This window comes from Streptomyces sp. NPDC048600, assembly GCF_055587025.1.
The window spans coordinates 369,222-391,676 of the sequence record NZ_JBVJGZ010000001.1 but is presented as its reverse complement, the minus strand read 5'-3'; the positions used below and the strand labels follow the sequence as shown (position 1 = coordinate 391,676).

Below are 22,455 nucleotides of genomic sequence, written 5' to 3'. Positions count from 1 at the left end.
CAGTCGCACCTCACGCCGCGCCGTGGCGGCCTGCCACCGGCTCGGCGAAGGCCTCGTCACGCGAACGGGCATCGTCACGCGAACAGGCATCGTCACGCGAACAGATATCGTCACGAGACCGGACATCGCCACCTTCCGCGTTCGGTCGAGTCGGCGCCGTCTCGGCCGACGCGTCCTCGGGGGCACGCTCCCGGACCCCGATCCAGAGCAGCGCGACCGCCGCGGCGACCAGCAGGCCGACACCGCTGATGAGCGCGCAGACGTGCAGCGCGTCCGTGAAGCTCGCCCCGTAAGCGGTGAGCGCCTGCTCGGTCGCCTCCGGTGTGTCCAGCCGCAGGTGCGCTGCGGCCTGGATGCCCACGTGGGACACCACGCCCTCCACCTGCCCCTGGTCGGCCGGGGCGAGCCCGGACCCGGCGAGGTGGCCGGGCAGGGCGGCGACGGTGTGGGCGGTCATTACGGCACCGAACACGGCGGGGCCGAGGGCGCTGCCGATCTGGCGCAGTGTGCTGTTGGCCGCGCCCGCCGTGCCGGCCAGCTCACGGGGGAGACTGTTCATCGCGACGGTGGTGATCGGCGCGATGGCGAGGGCGATACCGGTGCCGAGGACGGTGATGACCAGGACGGCCGTCGTGGTGTCGGTGGTCGCGTGGAAGAGGCGCACGCACAGCGCTCCGACGCCGCTGACGAGAAGCCCCGCCACCAGGACAGGACCCGGGCCCGTCCGGTTCATCAGCCGCCCGACGAGGGGGCCGAGGAGCACCGTGACACCGTTGAGGGCCAGCAGGCGGATGCCGATCTCCAGGGTCGAGGCGTGCTGCACGAGCCCGAAGTACTCGCTCAGCGCGAACACGAGGCCGACCTGCGCGAAGAGCGTGACCGCCATGACGAACGCGGCTCCGGAGAACGCGCGCGAGGCGAAGAGGCGCATGTCCAGCATGGGGCTCGGTGACCGCAGCTCCACCACGACGAAAGCCACGAACGCGGCTGCGGCCACGCAGAAGGCCGCGACGGTCCCGGAGGCGGCCCACCCGGCACTGCCGCCCTCGATCACGCCGTACACCAGCCCGGTGATGGCGACGACGGCGAGGAGCTGTCCCGGTATGTCGAGGTGAGGGCTGCGGGACGCCCGGGTCTCCCGCAGGAGCGCCGTACCCGCGATCGCGACGGCCGCGCTGATGACCAGGGACGGAAGGAAGATCCATCGCCAGCTCAGGTGCTCGACGATCACGCCGTTGACGACCGGACCGAGGGTGAGTCCGAGACCCAGGGAGGCGGTCCACCAGGCGATGGCGCGGGCGCGCTGGTGCCGGTCCGCGCAGACGTGGCTGATCAGTCCCAGTGTCGACGGAAGCAGTGCCGCGGCACCGACACCCGCGAGGGCCTGGCCGACGCAGACGAGAAGGATGTCGGGCGCGGTCAGGCACACGAGGGAGCCCGCGCAGAACACGATCAGTCCTGTGACGTAGAGCTTCTTGCGCCCGAACAGCTCCCCGAGCATGCCGCAGGTCAGGAGCAGCGCGGCGGTCGGCAGGATGAACGCGTCGGCCACCCACTGGAGCTCGACGGTGGAGGCGTCGAGCGCTCGCTGGATGACCGGCAGGGCGACCGAGACACCGACGACGGGCAGGTAGGCGGCGAACACTCCCAGGCAGGCGAGCAGGATCGTCACGTGCGTGTTGCGGGGGGCGGAGGGCGACGCGGGAGGCTGCGGCGAGGCAGACGGAGCGATGGCCGACATGGCACCTCAAAACATGGTGGGTGAAGACGGCTCGGACGAGCCGGGGGAGCTGGTGGCCTGCGGAAGGAGAGGTTCCGCAGACCGTATACCGGGGCGGCCGCCGCGGGGAGGCCGCTGGACGTGCAAGGTTGGGTGAACAGATTTGAGTGGGGGCCGCGAGGCAGCGCTGCCCGGATCGCGGCGTGGCTGCCCCGCGGCCCCGGTGAGGACGGCGTCCTCGCCGGCGCCGACGTCCTCGACGACCTGCTGCTGCTCGGCGCCCTCGACCACCACCGCTCAGTAGCTGTCGCGCGAAGGCCCGTCGTCGGCGATGAACCGTCCGGCGAGGGACTCGGAGGCGCGGGCGAGCACGGCGACATCCGCGCCGACGAGTACGAACGAGGCTCCCGCCGCGAGATAGGCGTCGGCGAGCGCGGGATCGAAGGCGTTGACCCCGGCCGGGGTGCCGGTGGCGAGCACGTCGGCCAGCGCGGTGTGCACCGCGGCCGTCACCTCGGGATGGTTCTGCTGCCCGATCAGGCCCATCGAAGCGGCCAGGTCGGACGGGCCGACGAACACGCCGTCGATGCCGTCGACCGCCGCGATCTCGCCCGCGTGTGCCACGGCCTCCGCGGTTTCGACCTGGACCAGTACCGTCACGTGAGCGGAGGCGTGGGTGAGGTAGTCGTCGACCCGGTTCCACAGGGCAGACCGGGACAGCGCCGAGCCCACCCCTCGCCGGCCGCGGGGAGGATAGTGGGCGGCCGCGACCACCTCTCGCGCGTGTGCCGCCGAGGACACCATCGGCACCAGGATCGTGCGCGCGCCGAGATCGAGAACCTGCTTGATGACGACCGGGTCGTCGCTGGGCACCCGTACGACCGCGTCGACCGGGTAGCCCGCGACGGCCTGGAGCTGGGCGAGCACCGACTCCAGACCGTTGGGGGCGTGCTCCATGTCGACGAGCAGCCAGTCGAGCCCGCCGCCGGCGCAGATCTCCGCGACCAGCGGACTGCCGCTGCACACCCACATGCCCACCAGCGGCCGGGTCGCCGACGCCAGGGAGTCCCGCAGGGTCGGTGTCACTGGAATCGGCATGAGATCGTCCCCATCGGCCCGTAGTCGCACAGCACCACATCTCCCCGTGACACCCACATCGGCCTGGTGAAGGAGCCGGCGAGGACGAGTTCCCCCGCCTCCAGGCGCCCGCCGTGCTGGTGCAGCTTGTTTGCGAGCCAGGCGACTCCGAGGGCCGGATGATTGAGCACCGCGGCGGCCACCCCGCTCTCCTCGATGGTCTCGTTGCGGTAGAGGAGCGCGGAGATCCAGCGCAGGTCGACCGAGTCGGGGCGGACCGGGTTGCCGCCGACCACGACTCCGCCGTAGGCGGCGTTGTCGGCGATGGTGTCGACGATCGTGCGTCCCTCCAGCTCGATGTGCGAGTTGAGGATCTCCAGCGCCGGTACGACGTAGCGCGTCGCGCTCAGGACGTCGAAGACGGTGCAGTGCGGGCCTTCCAGCGGCTCCTCGAGGAGGAACGCGAGCTCCACCTCGATGCGTACGTTGGAGAAGTCGTCGAAGGGGACGACGGCACCGTTCTGCCACACGGTGTCGTCGAAGACGACCCCGTAGTCGGGTTCCGTGATGCCCGTGGCCGACTGCATGGCCTTCGAGGTCAGCCCGATCTTGCGGCCGACCAGCCGGCGCCCGGACGCCAGCTTTTCGTCCCGCCAGGCGCTCTGGACGGCGTAGGAGTCCTCGACGGTCGCCTCGGGGTGCCGGGGGGGGGGGGGGGGGGGGGGGGGGGGGGGGGGGGGGGGGGGTGGGGGGGGGGGGGGGGGGTGGGGGGGGGGGGGGGGGGGGGGGGGGGGGGGTCGGGGGCCCCCCCCCCCGCTGCCGATGGGCCTCCGACAACTCCGCGGCCAGTTGGTTGATCGTTTCGGGCGGCAGCATTCACACTCCTTCGGGGACGGAGAGGTCGCAGGGATTGAGCTCGGGGTGGCGTACCGCCAGATCGGCGGTGAGGGACCCGGCGCGGTGCCGGCGGGCCGTGCGGTCGATCTCCTCGGCGGGTGCGCCGCTCTCGATGAGGTCGATCAGTGCCTCGTGCTCCGCCACCGCGGCCGCCGCGCGGCCGGGGGCGATGTCGGAGAAGGAGCCGCGCAGGTGCCCGAGCCGCACCCACTCGGCATGGATGATCTCCAGGAGCCGTGGGTTGGGGCATCTCGCGTACAGCGTGTGGTGGAGTTCCTGGTTGACCTCCCGGAAGATCCGGGGATCGAGATCGGGGAGGCCGCGGCGCACCACGTCGTTGAGCTCCCGGGCCCGCGCGATGTCGTCCCCGCTGAGGAACGGGGCCGCGAGGGCCGTCGCCGCGCTCTCCAGCACGCTGATCGTCTGCATGGTGAAGCGGTACTGGGTGCCGTCCACGGCGGCCACCCGCGCGCCGACGTTGCGCTCGAAGGTCACCAGGCCCTCGGCGGTGAGGGCGCGCAGGGCCTCGCGGACGGGGACGACGCTCATGGACAGATCGGCGGCGAGGGAGCTGAGGACCAGCCGGTATCCGGGGCCGAAGACCCCCGCGGCGATGCGTTCGCGGATCCATCGGTAGGCCGTCTGGGACTTGCCCTCCTGACTCGGTGCGCTCACTGCCGTGCCTGCCACTCGGTGTAGCGGGCCCGCCAGGCCGCGTTCATCGGGAACAGTCCGTCCACGGGGTGGCCCGCCTTCACCTGGTCGGCGATCCAGGCGTCCTCGTCCTCCTGGGCGAGCGCGGCGTCGGCCACCTCCTCGGCCAGCGCGGGCGGGACGACGACCACACCGTCGGAGTCGGCGACGATCACATCGCCGGGCTGGACCGTGGCCCCGCCGCAGGCGATGGTCAGGTCGTGGTCCCACGGGACGTGCCTGCGGCCCAGGACGGCGGGATGTCTGCCCGCGCCGAAGACCGGGATGCCGACGGCCGCGACCGCGTCGGCGTCGCGCACGCCGCCGTCGGTCACGATGCCGGCCGCCCCGAGGGTGTGGGCCCTGATGGCGAGGACGTCGCCCAGCGTCGCCGCCCCCCGCTCCCCGCGGGCCTCGATCACCAGCACCTCACCGGCCGCCACGGCGTCGAAGGCCCGCTTCTGCGCGTTGTACCCGCCGCCGTGCGCCGCGAAGAGGTCCTCGCGGTGGGGGACGAACCGCAGGGTCCTGGCCGTTCCGACGATCTTGGTGCCGGGCGTCAGTGGCCGCGGTCCTTCGATGGACACGTTGTCGAGTCCGCGCTTGCGGAGCTGTGCCGACAGGCCGGCCACGGGGGTGCGCAGGAGCTTGTCGCGCAGTTCGGGGGAGAGGGCCGTCCGCCGGGCGACGGGCTCCGGCAGCGCTCCGAGCTGGGCGTCGAAGGGCACGGTCCCGGGGACCACCGTGGTGCGCAGCCGCCGCGAGGTCGGCGCTCCGGGCGCGGCCGGGGCGTCCACCTCGACCTCGACGATGTCGCCGGGGGCGAGCACGCGTGAACCCGCCGGTGTGCCGGTGAGGATGACATCGCCCGGTTCGAGGGTCAGATGCTGGGAGAGGTCGGCGACGAGCTGTTCCAAGGGGAAGAGGAGTCCTTCGGTGCTGTCCTCCTGGGCGAGTTCCCCGTTGACCCAGGTGCGGACGCGCAGCCCGGCCGGGCCGACCTCTTGCGCGTCGATCAGCTCGGGACCCAGCGGTGTGAAGCCGTCACCGCCTTTGGACCGGAGGTTGGACCCGCGGTCCTGGGCTCGCAGCTCCGCGACGCCGAGGTCGTTGGCCGCGCTGACCCAGCCGACGTACGTCCATGCCTCCTCACGGCTGACGCGGCGTGCCGCCCGGCCGATGACCAGGGCTATCTCGCCCTCGCAGGACAGCTGGGCCGTGCCGGCGGGGAGCTCCACCTGTCCGCCGGAGGGGGCGAGGGAGCTGGAGGGCTTGAGGAAGTACGTCGGGTGCGCGGGCCGGTCGCCGCACTCCGCGGCGCGTGAGGCGTAGCTGGTGTGGACGGCGATTATCTTGCCCGGGCGCCGCACTCCGGGGTGCCCATCCCTCCCGGGTCCGGTCACCGTGTGCTCCTCTCAGTAGAATTCGCGGTATGCAGAGCAAAGCCGAGCAGTCTTTCCAGATCCTCAAGGAGAGGATCATGGACGGCACGTACGCGCCTGGCCACCGTCTGGTCATCAACCAGCTCGTGCGTGAGTACGGGATCAGCTCCGTGCCGTGGCGCGAGTCGCTGCGCCGGCTCGAGGCCGAGGGCTGGGTGGAGATCATTCCCAACGTGGGGGCGCTGGTGCGTTCCTTCGACACCAATGCCTGGCAGCAGGGGTTGAGCCTGCTCGCCCGCATCGGTGGCTACGCGACCGCGCTCTCGGCGCCGCATCTGACCGAGGACGACCTGGCGACCGCGCGCGGCCTCAACCGGCGCATGGGGGAAGCCCTCTCCGCGTTCGACCCGGCCCAATTCGGCCGTCTCAACCGCGAGTTCCACGAGTTGCTCGCCTCGCGTGCCGGTGACGAACGGCTGGTGGCGATGGTGTGCAACGAGTGGGCGCGCCTGGAGGTCATCCGTAGGTCGGCCTTCTGGTACGCGCCGGGCCGGGCCGAGGCGTCGTTGGCCGAGCACGACGGAATCCTCGACCTCATCGAGTCCGGTGCCGACTCCGACGCCATCGAGTCCGCGGCCAAGCAGCACGAGCTGCGGACCGTGGAAGCGGTCACCTCGTACGAGGCTCAGCTTCCGCAGCATACGAACGGGCAGCGTCATCGCTGATCACTCCGCCCGCTCGTGCCATCGGGCGATGAGGGCACGGCCGTAGTCGTTGCCGTTCGGGTGCCGCAGTGTGGTGTGCACGTGGAAGCGCGCCGGCAGCCGGTTGTTCAGCCAGACTCCCGCGTGGTGGTCCAGCTCGGCGATGATCACCGGGCTGTGCACCCGCAGGTAGAACGGCTGGGAGCCGTCGGTCGCCCCGTACCAGGCGAACCATGTGTCGTCGGCATGGGCGTCGTATTGCGCCAGTGCCGCTTCGCGCTGGGTCTCTTTGAGGAGGAGCAGGAAGTCCGCGACCACCGAACGCAGCAGTGTGCGCTGCCGTTCGGTGAGTTCCGAGCCCCGGATTCCCTCGCAGGGGATCACCCGGTTGTCCCGGAAGGCGCCCGCGACATGGCGTTCGTCGGCGGGGTGCAGACGGCCCTCGGGCATCGCGGGGTCGAGGACGGAGTCGTAGACGATCGCGCTCGCGCGCTGTTCCGTGCCGAGTGACGCGGCGAGTTCGAGCGCGGTCTCCTCGCGGGCGGCGAACAGCGGTGGTTGTTCCTCGGTGAGGGCGGGTTCGGCCCCGAGGAAGACCGGCGCGATGACGTGCCGGCCTCCCACGGAGACGAAGTTGACGGCCACGTGATGGCCGAAGAGCTGCCAGCCCCAGGGTGCGAGCGGGTCCGGCCGGCCGAAGAGTGAGAACCAGTAGCTGCGGTCGTTCATCACCGCGGGCAGGTCCACCAGTTCACCGAGCACCCCGTTGAGCGCCATGGCGGCGGTGACCCGCTCGTAGCCTTCGGGGCTGAGCGAGGCACGCACCACGTCCAGGACGGCCTCGGCCTTCTCGGGCGCGAGGTCCTCCAGGCGCAGTCCCACCCGGTGGATGACGAACTCCGGGTTGCTCCACGCGCGCCACTCGGGGGCCGTGACCGGGTGGCAGAGCGACTCCTCCTCCTCGAGGGTGAGGACGGCCAGCAGCCGCTCCGCCGCCCGGTGGGGTTCCGGATCGACGTCCGGGTTCTCGGGGAGGTCGTACAGGCCGAGTCGGACCACCCCGTCGGACGTGACCCCGGTGAACGGCTGGTCGTACAAGGAGCGCCACGACGCCAGGAGGTCCTGGAGGAAGGGCGCCCTGTGGCGGTCCCGTGCGAACTCCTCGTAGTCCATACCCCGGACGTCGGCGAGTTTCGGGTCGTCGAGGCCGTAGAGGTAGTGGGTGTAGCTGTCGGTGGGCAGCTCGACCGCCTGTCCCCGTGCGGCGACACGGGCGGTCGAGAAGAAGCCGTCGATGTCCTGGTCGTCCTGGGCGTCGTTCTGGCTCATGGGCGTCTCACTCTCCTCGGACTTCCGCTCGGTGCCGGATCAGATGGGGAGCTGGAAGAGACGCTTGGCGTTGCCGGACAGCACCATCTCGCGCTGCTCGTCGCTGATCTCGACGGTGTTCTTGAGGAAGTCCACGCCCTGGCTCATCCAGCCGTAGAAGACGGGGAAGGAGGAGCCGAACATGTAGTGGTCGGCGCCGTTGACCTTGAGCGCGCACTCGACCTGGTCCTTGCCCCACGAGTGAGGGTGGGTCAGGTCGAAGTAGATGTTGTTCTTCAGGTAGCTCTGGATCTTGTCGCCGCCGGTCGGGTCGAGGCGGTCGATGGCCTCCTTCTTGTTCGACTTGTGCGGCGTCAGCAGCGCGGTGTTGGCGAACCAGTTGCCGCCGAGCATCGTGTGGACGAAGCGCAGGCCGGGCATACGGTCGAACATCCCGCTGAACAGCTCGCGGCCGACCGCCGTGGCCTGGTCCACGATGCGGCCGAACTCGCGTCGCAGGTTGGTGTAGTCGACGACCGAGCGCCACTCCACCGGCAGGGGGGTGTGGTGCACGATGACGGGGACGCCGAGCTTCTCGATGACCTTCAGGTACGGCTCGAAGACCGGGTCGTCGAGGTAGAGCTGGCCGTAGTGGCAGGCGAGTTGGACGCCGACGGCGCCCAGTTCCTTGACGCACCGCTCCAGTTCGTAGATGTTCTCCTTGCCGCCCCACGGCGGCACGCACGCGGTGGCGAAGAGCCGGCCGCCGGACCGCTTCACGATCTCGTGGGCGTTGTCGTTGACCTCGCGGCAGGTCTCCAGGGGGAGCCATTCCTGCCAGACGGGGACACGCATGATCCCGTAGTCGACGCCCGCCTCGTCCATGGCGGCGAGCTTGGCGGCGGCGCTGTAGTCGCCGTCTACGTAGTTGAGGTTCTGGTAGCCGGCCGGCTTCTCCAGAATGAGCTGCTTGCGGCCGTCCTCCAGCTCGGCGACCCGGGCGATCTCGCCGAAGCCGCGCGGGGCGCTGTCGAGGAAGCCGTTGAGGATCCTCGGGTTGGAGAACAGGTCCTCGGGGAGGTGGTGGATGTTGATGTCGACCACGGTCATGGGGGAGTTCCCTCTCGTCGTACATGGATTTCGGCGGCCGTCCGATGTCCCTGCGCCCACCATCCCGTCGGGGGCGCCCGGCCGCATCACAGATCAGATCGTGTACGAAATCTAATATGGAAGCTAGTCCTGGAGCGCTCATATCGCAAGTGATTTCGTGATTGAAATCGTACACGATCTCGTTTACGGTCCTGCTGTGGCGTCACGCCGACGACTGGCGGACGCCGCCTGCCACCGCGCCCCGACGCGGGAGCGCGCCGATCAGAAGGGACCCTTTCCGCAGATGAGCGACGTGATCTCGCACGATGTCGAGTACCGGCACGAGGCGACCCGCATGCTCGGCCAGGTGTGCCTGCCGGCCGCCGGCCGACGGGAGACCGCCGTACTGCTGCTCCCCGACGCCTACGGAGTCACCGGCCACATGACCGGGATCGCCGGGCGCCTGGCCGAACGCGGTCACCCCGTCCTCGTCGCCGACCTGTGGGGCGACCGGCGCCTGCCCGTCGACCAGGCCGAGTTCGGCCCGCTCATCGGCGCCATGGCGAAGGACCGGGACACCTGGCTCGCACGGGTACGCGCCGCCCACCAGGCACTCCTGGCCGAACCGCAGATCGCGGCGACCGCCGTCGTGGCCCTCGGATACTGCTTCGGCGGGTCGTCGGCACTGGAACACGCACGCACCGGCGGCGAACTCGCCGGCGCGATCAGCATCCACGGCGGCCTCGACATCCTCGAGTCCGACTGGTCCGCGGCCAAGGACACCGCCGTACTGGCCTGCTCCGGCGACGGCGACCCGATGGCCACGGCCGAGATGCGCGCCGACCTCACCTCGGCGATGAGCAGAGCCGGCACCGACTGGCAGATGCACGTCTACAGCAACACCGTTCACGCCTTCACCAGCCCCATGGCGAAGTCCTCGCCCAGACCCGACGTCGTCGCGTACAGCGCGCGGAGCACCGCCCGCGCCTGGGACACGACCCTGCGGTTCCTGGACGAGATCGACGGCTCACGCCCGAACGCCTGACCACCACGCCCGGTCCCGCACCGGACGCGGGCACCACACCGACCCGAGGACCCTCATGACCAGCACCTCACTCGACATCGCCGTCATCGGCGCGGGCCCGGCGGGCCTGGCCACCGCCCTGCGCCTGCACCAGCAGGGCTTCCGGCCCCGCATCTACGAGACCGTCCCCGAACTCAAGCCGCTCGGGGTGGGCATCGACGTCAAGGTCTACGGCACCAAGGAACTCGAAGAACTCGGCCTGCTCGAGGAGTTCAGGGCCATATCCGTCGACGCGGTGGACTCGATCTTCTACAACAAGTACGGCCAGGAGATCTACGCCGAACTCTGCGGCGTGCACATGGGCTACCTGTACGAGCAGCGGTTCGTGCACCGCGGCCGCCTCCAGATGCTGCTCTACCGCACCGTGCTCGACCGGCTCGGCGAGGACGCGGTCGTGCTCGGCACGGGCTGCACCGGCTACACCAACCACGGCGACCGCGTCACGCTCGACCTGGTGGACCAGCAGGGCAACACCTCCCAGGTGACCGCCGACCTCGCGATCGCCGCCGACGGCATCAAGTCCGCGATCCGCAGGCAGATGCACCCCGACGCCGCCGAGCCGGTCTACTCCGGCATCACCATGTGGCGCGGCACCACGCTGATGGAGCCCTTCGGCAGCGGCGGCACCATCCTGCACATCGGCGCGCCCCAGACCTCCAGCATGATCGTGTACCCGATCGCCGACGACTTCGAGGGCACCGGCAAGGTCCTGGTGAACTGGGTCGTCGAGGCCACCCGCGAGGAGTCCGTCGAGGACTGGAACCAACTGGGCACCATCAACGAGATCCTGCCCTACTACGACCGTTGCGACCTGGTGCACCTCGACGTCCAGGAGATGCTGCGCAACGCCCGCGAGGTCTACCTCTTCCCCCTCATCCGGCACGACCCCCTGGACACCTGGACCGACGGCCGCGTCATCCTCATCGGCGACGCCGCGCACGCGATGTACCCGCGCGGGGGCAACGGCGCCTGTCAGGCGATCGTCGACGGCGGCGCGCTCGCCGAGAAGCTGGCGACCTGCGAGGACGTTCCCACCGCCCTGAAGGCCTTCGAGGACCAGCGCCTCCAGGCGGTCAACGGCATCGTCATGGCCCACCGCGGCGAGGGCTACGAGGTGATCCGGCGGATGGTCGAGGAGCGCACCGGCGGCGAGCGCTTCACCGACATCGAGGACGTCCTGCCCCTCGCCGAGGCCGACGCCATCTTCAGCAGGTACCACGCGCTCGTCGGCCAGCCCCGGCCGGGGCACGAGGCCGGCGACACCACCGGATTCCGCACCGAGAACGCCCACCGCTGACCGCTCACTCACCGGCCCACCGGTCGTCAGGACACGGCTGGGGCGCGGCCCCGCGCCCCAGCCGGCCGCGCGGGGCGACCCGCGGCCCGACGACGCATCGTACGAAGGACTCACATGAACCACCCTCACCCCCAGCCCGTCGTGTACGCCGACGACGACACCCGCGCACAGATCCTCGCGGTCGAGGACCGGCGGCGGACCGCCCTCCTCGCCGTCGACCTCACCACACTGGACGACCTCTACGACGACACCCTCGTCCACACGCACGCGCCGGGCCTCACCCACGACAAGGCCCAGCTCCTGGAGCACGTCGCCACCCGCCAGGCCTACCTCGACATGAGGCGCGGCCCCCTCACCATCCGGGTGATCGGTGACGTGGCGGTCATGACCGGCCGCATCGTCAACCGGCTCGACAGCCCCGACGGAACGGAACGCGTCGTCCAGGGCCAGGTCATCCAGGTGCTGCGCCGCTGCGAGGACGGAGCCTGGCGCTTCGTCAGCTTCCAGATGACCCCGGACGGCGAGCACGTCTGGCCGGCCACCGAAGCCGAGCGGGCCGGCCTCGCGGACACGGCGATCGAGCAGAAGGGCTGACCCGCATGAGACTCGCACGCTTCCACGTCGCCGACGGTCCGGTCCGGCTCGGCCGCGTCACCGGAGACCGGATCACCGACATCTCCGCCGAGATGGGGACCTCGCTGCGGGCGATCCTGCCGGACCTGCCCTCGCTCGACGAGCGCATCGCCGCCGCGCAGGGCCCGGAACACCGCCTCGCCGACGTCGTCCTCGACGCCCCGGTCGACGACCCCCAGAAGTACCTGGGCATCGGCATGAACTACCGCGAGCACGCCGAAGAGGCACGCCAGGCGGGCATTCCCGTACCCGCGAACCAGATGTGGTTCAACAAGCAGGTGTCCTGCGTCGTCGGGCCGCACGCCGACGTGGTGAAGCCGGACCTCTCCGAAGAACTCGACTACGAGATCGAGTTGGGCGTCGTCATCGGCCGCCGCTGCAAGCACGTGAGCGTCGAGGACGCCCGGTCGGTGATCGCCGGCTACCTCGTGGTGAACGATGTGTCGGTCCGCGACTGGCTCCAGAAGCGCTCGCCCACGTTCACCCTCGGCAAGTCCTTCGACACCCACGGCCCCATCGGCCCCTGGCTCACCACCGACGACGAGATCCCCGACCCGCTCGACCTGCGGATGACGCTCACGGTGAACGGAGAGGTGCGCCAGGACTGGTCGACGAACGACATGATCTACAACATCTACGAGCAGATCGCCTATCTGTCGCAGGTCTTCACGCTCATGCCCGGCGACATCCTCGCCACCGGCACACCCTCCGGCATCGGCGCACCCACCAGGAACTTCCTGCGGGCCGGTGACGTGGTGCGCGCCGAGATCCAGGGGCTCGGCGCCCTGGAGAACCGCGTCGTCACGGAAGCCTGAGCCATGACGGAACGGATCAGCATCGAACTGCCGGGCTTCACGCACACCAACCCGATCCCGGCCGCCGGCCGGATCGGCCCCTTCCTGGCATCGGGCGCCCTCACCGGCCGCGACCCGGTGACCGGCGAGATGCCGCCCGCACTGGAGCAGCAGTGCGCCAACGTCTTCCGGCATGTGCGGGCCCTCATGCGGGCCGCGGGCGGCAGCACCGACGACATCCTGAAGATGACCTTCCATCTCGCCGACCTCCACGACCGTGAGGCACTCAACCGCGAGTGGCTGGCCATGTTCCCCGATCCCGCACACCGGCCGGCGCGGCAGGCCGTCGCCGCACGACTCGACGGCCCTGCGCGGGTCCACTGCGACCTGCTCGCCGTGCTTGCGCGGACCGGCGCCGACAGCACCCCCGACCCGGCCGCCTGAAGCGGGAGGAACAATGACACGACAGCCCTCCATGAACTACGAGGCGCCGCTCGCCATCAAGAGAATGCTGTTCTCGGCGTGGGCGCTGCTGGACTCACTCCCCCCGGACCTGCGCAGCCGCATGCACATCCCCGAGATGAGCGACCCGCGCCGCGTGGACTGGGACTTCATCCCCAAACCCGACCGCACGGGCGTGCCGCTCACCAAACTGGACGGCCACCAGCGGACCCTGGCACACACCCTTCTGAAGTCCGGGCTCAGCATGCGCGGCTACAGCCAGGCCCTGGCCGTGATGGCCACCGAGAACATCCTGCGCGAACTCGATGTGATCGAGCGGCAGTTCGGCGTGTTCGCCGGTGACTTCCGAAGCCCGGACGCCTACTGGTTCACGATCTTCGGGCGCCCCGGATTCGAGGACACCTGGGGATGGCGCGTCATCGGCCACCACCTCTCGATGAACTTCACCGTCGTCGCCCAGCGGTATCTGACCATCACCCCGATGGCCATGGGCGCCATGCCCATACCCGCCGGTGTCCTCGACCCGCTCGGCGAACACGCCCACAGGGCCTTCGACATCCTGCACGCCCTGTCACCCGACCTGCGCGCCCAGGCCGTCATCCACGACGTGGCACCCGCCGACTTCGTGACACGCCAGGTTCCCCGGGTCGGCGCCGAGGAGTGGCCGGACCCCGTCGACCTGGGCATCGTGGGCTACACCACCACCGACGAGGACCGGCGCATGCTCCGCTTCACCAAGGACGCGCCCTCGGGCGTCAACGGCGCCGACCTCAGCGGCAGCGAACTGACCGCGGTCCGCGAACTCCTGCTGCGCTACGTCGAGACCGGCCCAGAGGAGATCACCGCGCGCTACCGCGACGAGGTGTTCCGCGAAGACCCCTCCGCACTGCACTTCGCCTGGGCCGGCGGCACCGAGCCCGACACCGCGCACTACTACCGCGTCTCCACCTCCGGCCTGCTGGTCGAGGCGGACAACGCGGTGGCCGCCGGCCAGCACAAGCACACGGTCTGGCGCGACCTGAACAACGACCTCGGCCACGATCTCCTGCTCGACCACTACGCCCACCACGGCCACCACGGCGAGCACCTGAACCGCCGGCTGACATCCCACCGGCCCGACCCCGAAAGCCCGCTGCACACCGACGCCTGGTATCCGCCACAGGCCTACGAGAAGCACTGAACAAGGGGCACGGATACCCACGTACCCGTGCCCCCTCGCTTTCCGACCCCACCGCACACCAGCCCGACCCGACACGGGCCCCAGGCACGCCGCTGCCGAGGGCGACGGGAGGAACTCCATGGACCGCATCACCCTCATGCACAGCTTCGTCACCGTCGCGCAGATCGGCAGCTTCCGGGGAGCCGCGAAATCCCTCGGCTCCTCGGGCTCGCTCATCTCACGGCATGTCGCGGAGCTGGAGACACAGGTCGGCGTACGGCTCGTCAACCGCACACCCCGCTCGGTCACGCTCACCGAATCCGGCCTGCGCTACGCCGAGTTCGCCACGCGCATCCTCAAGGAGATAGAGGCGGAGGACGCGCACATCTCCCAGCTCCACGACCGGGCCGAAGGCGCCTTGAGTATCGTCGCGCCCAAATGGATCGGCAGCCTCGACCTCGGTGAGGCGATCGCCGCATTCGCCGCGGCGCATCCGAAGATCTCCGTGCACTTCGAACTCGGCGGGATGTCGGACCGCACCTACGACTTCATCGACAGCGGCTTCGACATCGCACTGCACACACGAGACCTCAGGGATTCCACGGTCCGGCTCAGGAAGATCTCGTCGCTGCCGTTCGTGCTGTGCGCGTCGAAGGACTACATCGAGCGCAACGGAGCCCCGGAGCACCCCGGCGATCTGGCCGAACGCGACTGCCTCGTCCACACCAACGAGCCGGTGTGGCGGTTCGGGCACGGGCCCACGGCGACCTTGCTCAAGGTGCGCAACGTGGCGTACTCCTCGAACTCCTACCTGGCCCTGCAGAAGGCGGCCGTCCACGGCCGCGGCATCGCCCTGCTCCCGCAGCAGCCGGCACACGGCGACCTGCTGTCCGGCGCCCTCCAGGTCGTGCTTCCCCAGGTCCCCGTTCCCGACCGTCCCCTCTACGCGATCTACGGGCCCGGGGACGCCACACCCCGCAAGGTCACCGTCTTTCTCGAGTTCCTGACCCGCTGGTTCAGGGAGAACTCGACGCCCGCGTTCGAGGCGGACGACGCCCCGCGGCGCCGGTCACCGGGGTGACCCCTCGCTGCTCAGGCGGTGTCGCCCGTGTTGCGCTGCGTGCTTCCGGGCTCACCGGTGTCACGCGACCACCGCACCTCGAGTTCGTCCTTGGTGCCGAACCGGACCAGGTGTCGGCCCACCACGTCCTCGATCCGGTCGAGGTGTTCCGCCTCGGTGGTCACATCGAGCAGCAGGGCGCCTTCGGCGGCCGTGAGGACTCCGACCCCGGCGCCGTCGGGGAAGACGAGCCGGCCTTCGCCGCTCTCCTCGTCCCAGCTGGTCTCGATGCGCCGGCCGAGATGGGCAGCGAGCTGCTTGGCATAGCGGTGCGGCCGGTCGGTGACGACGCGGGCTTGTGTACGCGGCATTACAACTCCCAGTGAAGGATGTGTTCTTCGGGGCAGGCTACGACGTGCCCCGTATCGGGCCGATCCATTAAAGCCAGATCGGCACCCGCCCCGTACAGCTCCCACGGCGCAAGGTATGCGTGCCTCGCGCACAACGGCCGACGGGCGCGTGGTCATGCTCCGGTGACGCTTCCCGGCACGGGACACGCGGCGAACCAGGTGGTGAGGAAGGCCAGGAAGACGCGGACCTCGTGGGGCGTGGACGGCCCGGGACGGTGGATCGCGAACAACGGCCTGTCCGGCACCCCGTGTTCCGGCAGGACCGCTTCCAGCGCCCCGGAGCGCAGTTCGTCGTGGACCGCCCGGCGTGGCAGCAGGGCGACGCCCAGGCCGCGCACGGCGACCGCCCGCAGGGCGAGGTACGAGTTCGAGGAGAACGCCACCCTGCGGATCTCGTGCGTGGTCGATGCCGGTCCGCGGCCGATCCGCCAGACGGGGGCGTCGCTGTGCACGAGGCAGTCGTGCGCGCCCAGGCCGAGCGGCTCGGTCGGCCGGCTCACGCGCTCCAGGTACGAGGGGGCGGCGCACAGCACGAAGGGCAGCGAGGCGATCGGCGTCCGCCGGACCTCGCGGCCGGGGAGATCCCGGGTGAGGAGAGCGACGTCGAAACCGCCGTGCAGGACATCGTCGGTACGGTCCGGGATCTCGCCGACCTCGAGATGGACCCGTATGCCCGGATGAGCCATGGAAAAGGCGGCCGTGGCCTCACCGAGATCGAGACTGCCGATCCCTGTGGGACAGTTGACGCTGAGCGTGTCCCGGGCGCGGTCGAGGGGAGCGACGACCGGACGGTCCTCCTTCTCGATCTGTCCGAGAATGACACGGCTTCGCATGGCGAGCGGGCGGTCCATTGTGCCTCCGGGATGCCCAGGGGGTCCGAGACGGTGGTGCGCGGGTAGGGGGCGCCGAACGCCGCCCGGCCCCACCGGAAGGGCGGGCGGGCGGCGTTCGCGGGGGACGGGCCAAGTCCTCGTGACCGGCCGGGCGTCGAGTTCCTCACGCCCGGCCGGCTCTGCCGGTCACTTGGGGCAGTAGGCCGGGGCCGTGCCCGCGTTGTCCTTGGTGACGAGCGTGAGCGGGGTGCGCACGATCTTCTCGGCGGCCTTGTCGCCGTCCAGCAGCTTGACCGTGCGCTCCAGCGCGTTCGCGCCGGTGGTCTGCGCCGGGTTGGAGACGGTGCCGAGGAACGTGCCGTCCGCGACCGCCGCGACGCCGTGCTCGGTGCCGTTGTTCGTCACGATCTTCACGTCGGACTTGGCCGCCTTGAAGGCGTTGAGCGCGCCGAAGGCCATCTCCTCGTTGGCGACGAAGACGTAGTCCAGGCCGGGGTGGGCCTGGATCATGTTCTCGGCCACCTCCTGGGCCTTGGCCGGGCTGAACATGCCCGGCTGGTTCGCGACCACCTTGGCGTTGCCGGGCAGGTTGCCGGTGAAACCGCCGACCAGGACGTCGGAGGCGGCTCCGGGAGCGCCGGCGATCACGCCGACCTCGACCGGCTTGCCGGCCGCGTGCTCGGAGACCAGCTGGGCGTCCAGCTTGCCGACCTCCGCGAGCGGCACTACGGACGCGCCGAGCACGTCCTTCATGTCGTCGAGGAGCACGGACGTCAGGAAGATCGGCACGTTCGCGCCCTTGGCCTTCTCTATGTCGGCCTCCAGGGCGTCGACGTTGACGGTCTGCACGATGACCGCGTCGACTCCCCGGGAGATCATGTCCTCGATGTTGGACAGTTCCTTGCCCGCGTCCTGGGTGGAGTTGGCGGTGTACAGCTCGACGCCCAGCTCCTTGGCCTTCTGCTCGATCGACTTCTGCAGACAGGTGTGGAACTCGGTGTTGCTGCCGTTGACGAAGCCGATCGTGTACGTGCCGTCGCCGCCGCCTGCCGTGCCGTTGCCGCATCCGGTGAGGAGCAGGGCGGTGCCGAGCGCGGCGGCGAGCGGGGTGCGGCGGTGCCGGAGGGTGACTCTCATCGTGCTGTGCCTTTCGGGAGGAGGACGTGCGTGAGGTGCGTGAGGGCGGTCGGGGGTGTGACGGGGGGCCGTACGACCGGAAATGGGTGGTCGTACGTGAGGAGCGGGACGCTCGGTGACCGACGGGCGGTGCGGTCAGTCGCGGACGGGCGGTGCCGTCAGTGGCCCTGGCCCTTTCCCTGGCGGGACTTCTGCAACTGGTTGGCGACGGCCGCGACGACCAGGACGGCGCCGACGGAGACCGGCTGGTAGAAGGACGAGATCTGCAGCAGGTTCAGCGCGTTGGCGACGACGCCCAGGAGCAGGACGCCGAGGACCGTGCCGACGACGGTGCCGTGGCCGCCGGCGAGCGAGGTGCCGCCGATGACGACGGCCGCGACCGCACCGAGTTCGAGCATCAGTCCGCCGCCGGGGCTGGGGCTGCTGGAGACCAGACGGGACAGGAGCATGACGCCCGCGAGGCCGGACAGCGCGCCCGCCGCGGCGTAGAGGAGCAGCTTGTCGCGGTTCACGGCGATGCCGCTGAGGCGGGCGACGTGTTCGTTGCCGCCGATGGCGAACAGGTCCCGGCCGAAGGCCGTGTATTTCATGACGAGTGCGGTGAGGACGAGGACGACGGCCGCGAGCAGCGTCAGATTGGGAATGCCGAGCAGATAGCCGCTGCCCAGGCCGGACAGTGCGCCTCCGCTGGACACCGTCCTGCCGTCGAGGACGATGAGCGAGACACCGTCGAGGATGGTGGCGGTGGCGAGGGTCACGACGAACGGCGCCACATTGGTGTACGTGATGACGAGCCCGTTGACCAGGCCGATGCCCGTGCCGAGGGCGACGGAGGCGAGGACCGCCACGGTCACGGACGTGCCGCCGTGCAGGAGTTGGGCGGAGAAGGCGGCGATGACGAAGACGTTGCTGCCCATGGAGAAGTCCATGCCGCCCGCGGTCATCACCAGGGTGAGGGCCGCGGCGATCACCGCGGCGACGCTGACCTGGCGGGCGATGTTGAGGAGGTTGTCGTCGGTGAAGAAGGCGTCGCTCTGGGCTCCGACGACGATGGCGACCACCGCGAGCACGCCCACGAGGCCCAGGTGCGGGACGTGGGCGATGCGCCGGGCGAGCCCGGCGTACCGGGCGGGCTGTCGTCCGGTGCGTACGCCGAGGGAGTCGTCGGTGCCGGGTGCGGTCTTGAGGCTCATGAGTTCCTACCCCCCAGGGCGGTCGCGACGAGTTCGTCGCGGGTCGTGCGGGTGATGTCGTGTTCGGCGACGACGCGGCCGGAGCGGACGACGACGGCTCGGTCCGCCAGGCGCATGACCTCCTCGGCGGAGGACGAGGCGAGCAGCACCGCCACTCCGCGGCCGGCGAGTTCGTCGATGATGGTGTGGATGTCGGCCATGGCCGCGACGTCGACCCCGTTGGTGGGGTCCTCCAGGAACACGGCCGTGGGTGAGGTCTCTAGCCACTTGGCGAGGAGCACCTTCTGCTGGTTGCCGCCCGAGAGCGTGCCGACGTCCGGGTTGCGGGCCAGAGTGACCACGCCGTACGCGTCACGGTGCGGGGCGGCGCGGCGGGCGACGTCGGCCTCGCGGTGCAGACGGCGCCGGGCGAAGCGGTCACCGGCGAGCATCAGGTTCTCGTCGACCGACAGCCCGGCGACGAGGCCGAGGTTGCGGCGGTCGCCGGTGACGCATCGCAGACCGCTGCGCAGGGAGGGGCCTATGCGCCCGAGCGGTACGGGCCGGCCGCCGACTTCGAGGTGACCGGCCTCGGGGCGGGCCCGTCCGGAGAGCAGATCGAAGAGGAAGGACTGGGCGTCGCCCGCGGCGCCGAGGACACCGACCACCTCTCCCTCGCGCACCTCTACGCCGAAGTCGCGGATGAACCGCCCCCGGGTCAGTCCGCCGATCCGCAGTCCGACCTCGTCCTTCGGCTTCGGCCGGGCCGGGCGGCGCGAGACGACGTCCCGTCCCACCATGTGCCGGACCAGGCCGGGACCGTCCAGTTCAGCGGCGGACCCGCTGTGGACCACCTGTCCGTCGCGCATGACGGTGACCCGGTCGGCGACCTCCAGCACCTCGTCGATGTAGTGCGAGATGTAGACGATCGCGATGCCCTCGTCGCGCAGTCGCCGAACCAGTCCCTTGACCTGCGCCGCGGCGTCCGCGCCCAGACAGGCGGTCGGCTCGTCGAGGATGAGCACGCGTCCGCCGCGGCGCACCTCGCGGGCGACCTCGACCATGGTCTGCTCGGCGACCGTCAGTTCGCCCGCCCGCTGTTCCACGTCGAGGTGGATGTCCAGCGCGTCGAGTGCCGCGCGGGCCTGGGTGCGTACCGACCGCCAGTCGACGCGGCCGCGGGTGACCGGGAGGTCGCCGAGCAGGACGTTCTCCGCGACGGTGAGGCCCATGACCAGTTCGCGGCGCTGGGGGACGAAGGACACGCCCAGCCTGCGGGCCTGGCGCATGGTGAGCGAGGCGTGGGTGTGGCCGTCGATCTCGACGCCGCCCTCGTCCGGCTGGTGCACGCCGGCCAGGACGTGGACCAGGGTCGACTTGCCCGCTCCGTTCATGCCCATGAGCGCGTGGATCTCACCGGCGCGCAGATCGAGGTCCGCGCCGCTCAGCGCGGTGGCCCCGCCGAAGCGCTTGGTGACGCCCCGGACGCGCACGACCGGAGCCGTCACGACCGGGCCCCGTCCGCGACCGCGGCGACCGGGCCGTGGCCGCGGACAGCCGGGAACCGCGGCTCCTGGTCGGACTGAAGATCCACCTGAAGGGTGTTCGGACCCGTGCCTGGCACGGCGAGGTCTTCGGAGAGAACGGGGAGCCTCATGACGGGGATCCGCCTTTGTGTCGGGGCACGGTCCGGTTTCGCCGTGCGATGGTGCGAGACCGTACCCGCGGATGCGCGGACTTCACCCCGCACGTCCTGCAACGTAAAGCTGCACTCCCGAGGGCGTCCCTTCGCGGATCCGGGCTTCTAGCCTCGACCGGCGCCCGGCGACAGCCTCGCCGTCTTCCCGCACCCCGAAGTGTCCCGAACTTCCTGGAAGGTGGCCCCGCCATGCCCGACTCCTCCCGTGCCGGAAAGGCATCGACCGCGGTCCTGCTGGCTGCCGTGCTCGGGCTCGGCGGTTGCACGCTTGGGCCCGGCGGCGCGGATGCCTACGACGGCCCGCTGAAGATCGGATTCGTGAACGGCGGCACCACGCCGTTCCACACCTGTCTGGAACGGTCCGTCGTGGAGACGGCCAGACGGAATCTCACCGAGCTGGTGACGGCGAACTCGCATCAGAACGCCGCGCGGGAACTGTCCAACGTCCAGGACATGATCGCCCGCGGAGTGGACGTGATCATCCTCCAGACGGTCAACACACAGGCGCTGAAGAACGACATCGCCCAGGCGGAGAAGGCCGGCATACCCGTCTTTCTGACCTCGGTCGACGCCGATCCCACCGGCATCCTGGGGGCGGTCGTGGTCGACCTCGCGGAGGTCGGCAGACTCGACGCGGAGTGGATCAGCGAGGACGCGGCGGGCCGCCCGGCCGAGGCCGGCGTGATCGCCGGAGCGCCCGGTGCCGCCTCCGACATCCTGGTCGGCGCGTTCACCGGAGCGCTGCCGGCCACGGTGCGGGTGGTCTCCCACGAGCTCGGCATGTTCGACGCGGACACCGCGCGCAAGGCGGCCGCGGCCATGATCCATGAGCATCCGGGTCTGGACTACGCCTTCGTCGCCAACGAGGACATGGCCTTCGCCGCCCGGGAGGCCTTCGACGCGGGCGGGGCGACGGCGGTGAAGATCGTCACCGTGAACGGAACCGACGAGGGCCTGGCCGCGCTCAAGGACGGACGCTTCTCGGCGACGGTCGCCAACTCGGCCGCCGACACGGGCGAGTTGGCGGTGAGGAACACCATCTCCCTGATGCGCCGGCAGAAGGCCGAGAGGATCGACCACACGCCGATCCGTCTCATCACCAAGGACGACGCCGACAGCGCGCCGCTGTACTGTCCCTCGGACATGTGAGGCCGCGGGCCCCGCGGTCGAAGGCGTCCGCCGTCTGTCGCGTGCAGGGGCACGCCGCCACCCCGACGCACTGGGCCGCGCAGTCGACCGGCCCGGGCGCGCCCGGGCCGGTCAACTCTGAACACGGCGTGCGACGGCGGTGCCGTCGCGGGCAGCTCCGCGTGGGCTCAGGCGAGGGCGGCGACGAGCAGGGTGAAGGCGGCGATGATGACGGCGACGCGGACGTAGTGGTAGCGGTCCCAGCGGTTCGCCTGTTCCTTCCAGTCCGCGGGCCGGTTCTCCGGGGTCCACGTCTTGCCCCGGTCGTTGATCGGGACGAGCAGCACAACCGACATGATCACGCTCACGATCAGCAGCGCGGCGGCGATGACGACGAGGCCGGCGCCAGGGCGGTGCCAACCGGTGACGGCCCAGACCGCACTAAGGATCAACGAGCCGATGTACCAGAACGGCATCACGGCGCCGAGCATCCGGCCCCCGTGGGCGCGGCCGAGTTGGCCGCTGTCCTCGGGGAGTGCGGCGAGGATTCGGTTGACGACGAAGGCGACGGAGAACTCGACCCCCACCATCAGGCCGACGGCCACGGTGGTGAACACCTCGAGTGCGCTGAGCATGGCTGCCCCTCCAGATATCTAGCATTGCTAGCAGATGAGGCAACGCTAGTACTGCTGCCGCTCGATTGTCTAGCGGTGCTAG

The 22,455-nt window shown here is 70.4% G+C and carries 22 protein-coding genes; 9 read left to right on the top strand and 13 right to left on the bottom strand.

The features are described 5' to 3' along the window. Positions 1-10 precede the first annotated feature (10 nt). The 5 genes from ACZ6SQ_RS01640 to ACZ6SQ_RS01620 all read right to left on the bottom strand — a co-directional run bounded on the left by ACZ6SQ_RS01640 (position 11) and on the right by ACZ6SQ_RS01620 (position 5,790). Positions 11-1,672 carry an MFS transporter gene (locus tag ACZ6SQ_RS01640; protein ID WP_469555497.1) on the bottom strand — a complete coding sequence of 554 codons (1,662 nt, stop codon included), beginning with the start codon at positions 1,670-1,672 and terminating at the stop codon, positions 11-13. A 345-nt stretch (positions 1,673-2,017) separates the two neighbouring features. Further along, the gene (locus ACZ6SQ_RS01635; protein WP_469555495.1) at positions 2,018-2,818 is read right to left on the bottom strand and encodes an HpcH/HpaI aldolase family protein; all 801 of its coding nucleotides are present in this window, start codon (positions 2,816-2,818) and stop codon (positions 2,018-2,020) included. Then, on the bottom strand, positions 2,803-3,384 hold the full coding sequence (locus tag ACZ6SQ_RS01630; RefSeq protein WP_469555493.1) for an FAA hydrolase family protein: 582 nt from the start codon (positions 3,382-3,384) through the stop codon (positions 2,803-2,805). The genes ACZ6SQ_RS01635 and ACZ6SQ_RS01630 overlap by 16 nt, the downstream gene beginning before the upstream one ends. 289 nt (positions 3,385-3,673) lie before the next feature. After that, the gene (locus tag ACZ6SQ_RS01625; protein WP_469555490.1) at positions 3,674-4,369 is read right to left on the bottom strand and encodes a GntR family transcriptional regulator; all 696 of its coding nucleotides are present in this window, start codon (positions 4,367-4,369) and stop codon (positions 3,674-3,676) included. After that, positions 4,366-5,790, bottom strand: a complete 1,425-nt coding sequence (locus ACZ6SQ_RS01620) for a fumarylacetoacetate hydrolase family protein (protein ID WP_469555487.1) — start codon at positions 5,788-5,790, stop codon at positions 4,366-4,368. The genes ACZ6SQ_RS01625 and ACZ6SQ_RS01620 overlap by 4 nt, the downstream gene beginning before the upstream one ends. Positions 5,791-5,819: 29 nt before the next feature. Here ACZ6SQ_RS01620 and ACZ6SQ_RS01615 point away from each other — a divergent pair, with 29 nt between their 5' ends. Continuing rightward, a complete protein-coding gene (locus ACZ6SQ_RS01615) occupies positions 5,820-6,494 on the top strand; it encodes a GntR family transcriptional regulator (RefSeq protein ID WP_469555484.1) in 675 nt (224 codons plus the stop codon). Here ACZ6SQ_RS01615 and ACZ6SQ_RS01610 read toward each other — a convergent pair whose 3' ends face one another. Beyond that, positions 6,495-7,802, bottom strand: coding sequence for a DUF3500 domain-containing protein (locus ACZ6SQ_RS01610; protein WP_469555481.1), 1,308 nt, complete (start codon positions 7,800-7,802; stop codon positions 6,495-6,497). It lies immediately after the preceding gene. A 39-nt stretch (positions 7,803-7,841) separates the two neighbouring features. Continuing rightward, complete coding sequence (locus ACZ6SQ_RS01605) at positions 7,842-8,891, bottom strand: amidohydrolase family protein (RefSeq protein WP_469555478.1); 1,050 nt, start codon at positions 8,889-8,891, stop codon at positions 7,842-7,844. A gap of 283 nt (positions 8,892-9,174) precedes the next feature. Between ACZ6SQ_RS01605 and ACZ6SQ_RS01600 the strand changes: the two genes are divergently transcribed. The 7 genes from ACZ6SQ_RS01600 (at position 9,175) to ACZ6SQ_RS01570 (ending at position 15,380) form a co-directional block, all read left to right on the top strand. After that, positions 9,175-9,915 (top strand): dienelactone hydrolase family protein, encoded by a 741-nt coding sequence (locus ACZ6SQ_RS01600; protein ID WP_469555476.1) that lies wholly within the window; start codon positions 9,175-9,177, stop codon positions 9,913-9,915. A gap of 55 nt (positions 9,916-9,970) precedes the next feature. After that, the gene (locus ACZ6SQ_RS01595; RefSeq protein WP_469555473.1) at positions 9,971-11,251 is read left to right on the top strand and encodes an FAD-dependent monooxygenase; all 1,281 of its coding nucleotides are present in this window, start codon (positions 9,971-9,973) and stop codon (positions 11,249-11,251) included. Between the two features lie 114 nt (positions 11,252-11,365). After that, positions 11,366-11,845, top strand: coding sequence for a nuclear transport factor 2 family protein (locus ACZ6SQ_RS01590; protein WP_469555470.1), 480 nt, complete (start codon positions 11,366-11,368; stop codon positions 11,843-11,845). Positions 11,846-11,850: 5 nt separating this feature from the next. Further along, entirely contained in the window at positions 11,851-12,699 is an 849-nt protein-coding gene (locus tag ACZ6SQ_RS01585; protein ID WP_469555467.1) for a fumarylacetoacetate hydrolase family protein, read from the top strand. 3 nt (positions 12,700-12,702) lie between these two features. Then, the gene (locus ACZ6SQ_RS01580) at positions 12,703-13,122 is read left to right on the top strand and encodes a RidA family protein (RefSeq protein WP_469555464.1); all 420 of its coding nucleotides are present in this window, start codon (positions 12,703-12,705) and stop codon (positions 13,120-13,122) included. Positions 13,123-13,135: 13 nt separating this feature from the next. Beyond that, positions 13,136-14,320: a DUF3500 domain-containing protein gene (locus ACZ6SQ_RS01575; protein WP_469555461.1), complete on the top strand. Its 1,185-nt coding sequence runs from the start codon at positions 13,136-13,138 to the stop codon at positions 14,318-14,320. A 118-nt stretch (positions 14,321-14,438) separates the two neighbouring features. Further along, positions 14,439-15,380: a LysR family transcriptional regulator gene (locus ACZ6SQ_RS01570; protein WP_469555458.1), complete on the top strand. Its 942-nt coding sequence runs from the start codon at positions 14,439-14,441 to the stop codon at positions 15,378-15,380. A gap of 11 nt (positions 15,381-15,391) precedes the next feature. On the opposite strand, the gene ACZ6SQ_RS01565 is transcribed toward ACZ6SQ_RS01570, so the two are convergent. From ACZ6SQ_RS01565 to ACZ6SQ_RS01545, 5 genes are all read right to left on the bottom strand, one after another. Next, on the bottom strand, positions 15,392-15,730 hold the full coding sequence (locus tag ACZ6SQ_RS01565) for a DUF2218 domain-containing protein (RefSeq protein ID WP_469555456.1): 339 nt from the start codon (positions 15,728-15,730) through the stop codon (positions 15,392-15,394). 152 nt (positions 15,731-15,882) lie between these two features. After that, positions 15,883-16,602 carry a substrate binding domain-containing protein gene (locus ACZ6SQ_RS01560; RefSeq protein WP_469555453.1) on the bottom strand — a complete coding sequence of 240 codons (720 nt, stop codon included), beginning with the start codon at positions 16,600-16,602 and terminating at the stop codon, positions 15,883-15,885. A gap of 186 nt (positions 16,603-16,788) precedes the next feature. Then, a complete protein-coding gene (locus ACZ6SQ_RS01555; protein WP_469555450.1) occupies positions 16,789-17,739 on the bottom strand; it encodes a sugar ABC transporter substrate-binding protein in 951 nt (316 codons plus the stop codon). A 158-nt stretch (positions 17,740-17,897) separates the two neighbouring features. Further along, positions 17,898-18,932, bottom strand: coding sequence for an ABC transporter permease (locus ACZ6SQ_RS01550; RefSeq protein ID WP_469555447.1), 1,035 nt, complete (start codon positions 18,930-18,932; stop codon positions 17,898-17,900). Continuing rightward, positions 18,929-20,419, bottom strand: coding sequence for a sugar ABC transporter ATP-binding protein (locus tag ACZ6SQ_RS01545; RefSeq protein ID WP_469555445.1), 1,491 nt, complete (start codon positions 20,417-20,419; stop codon positions 18,929-18,931). The genes ACZ6SQ_RS01550 and ACZ6SQ_RS01545 overlap by 4 nt, the downstream gene beginning before the upstream one ends. Positions 20,420-20,799: 380 nt before the next feature. Here ACZ6SQ_RS01545 and ACZ6SQ_RS01540 point away from each other — a divergent pair, with 380 nt between their 5' ends. Continuing rightward, a complete protein-coding gene (locus ACZ6SQ_RS01540) occupies positions 20,800-21,759 on the top strand; it encodes a sugar ABC transporter substrate-binding protein (RefSeq protein WP_469555442.1) in 960 nt (319 codons plus the stop codon). A gap of 167 nt (positions 21,760-21,926) precedes the next feature. On the opposite strand, the gene ACZ6SQ_RS01535 is transcribed toward ACZ6SQ_RS01540, so the two are convergent. Continuing rightward, positions 21,927-22,373, bottom strand: coding sequence for an anthrone oxygenase family protein (locus ACZ6SQ_RS01535; RefSeq protein WP_469555439.1), 447 nt, complete (start codon positions 22,371-22,373; stop codon positions 21,927-21,929). Positions 22,374-22,455: the final 82 nt, after the last annotated feature.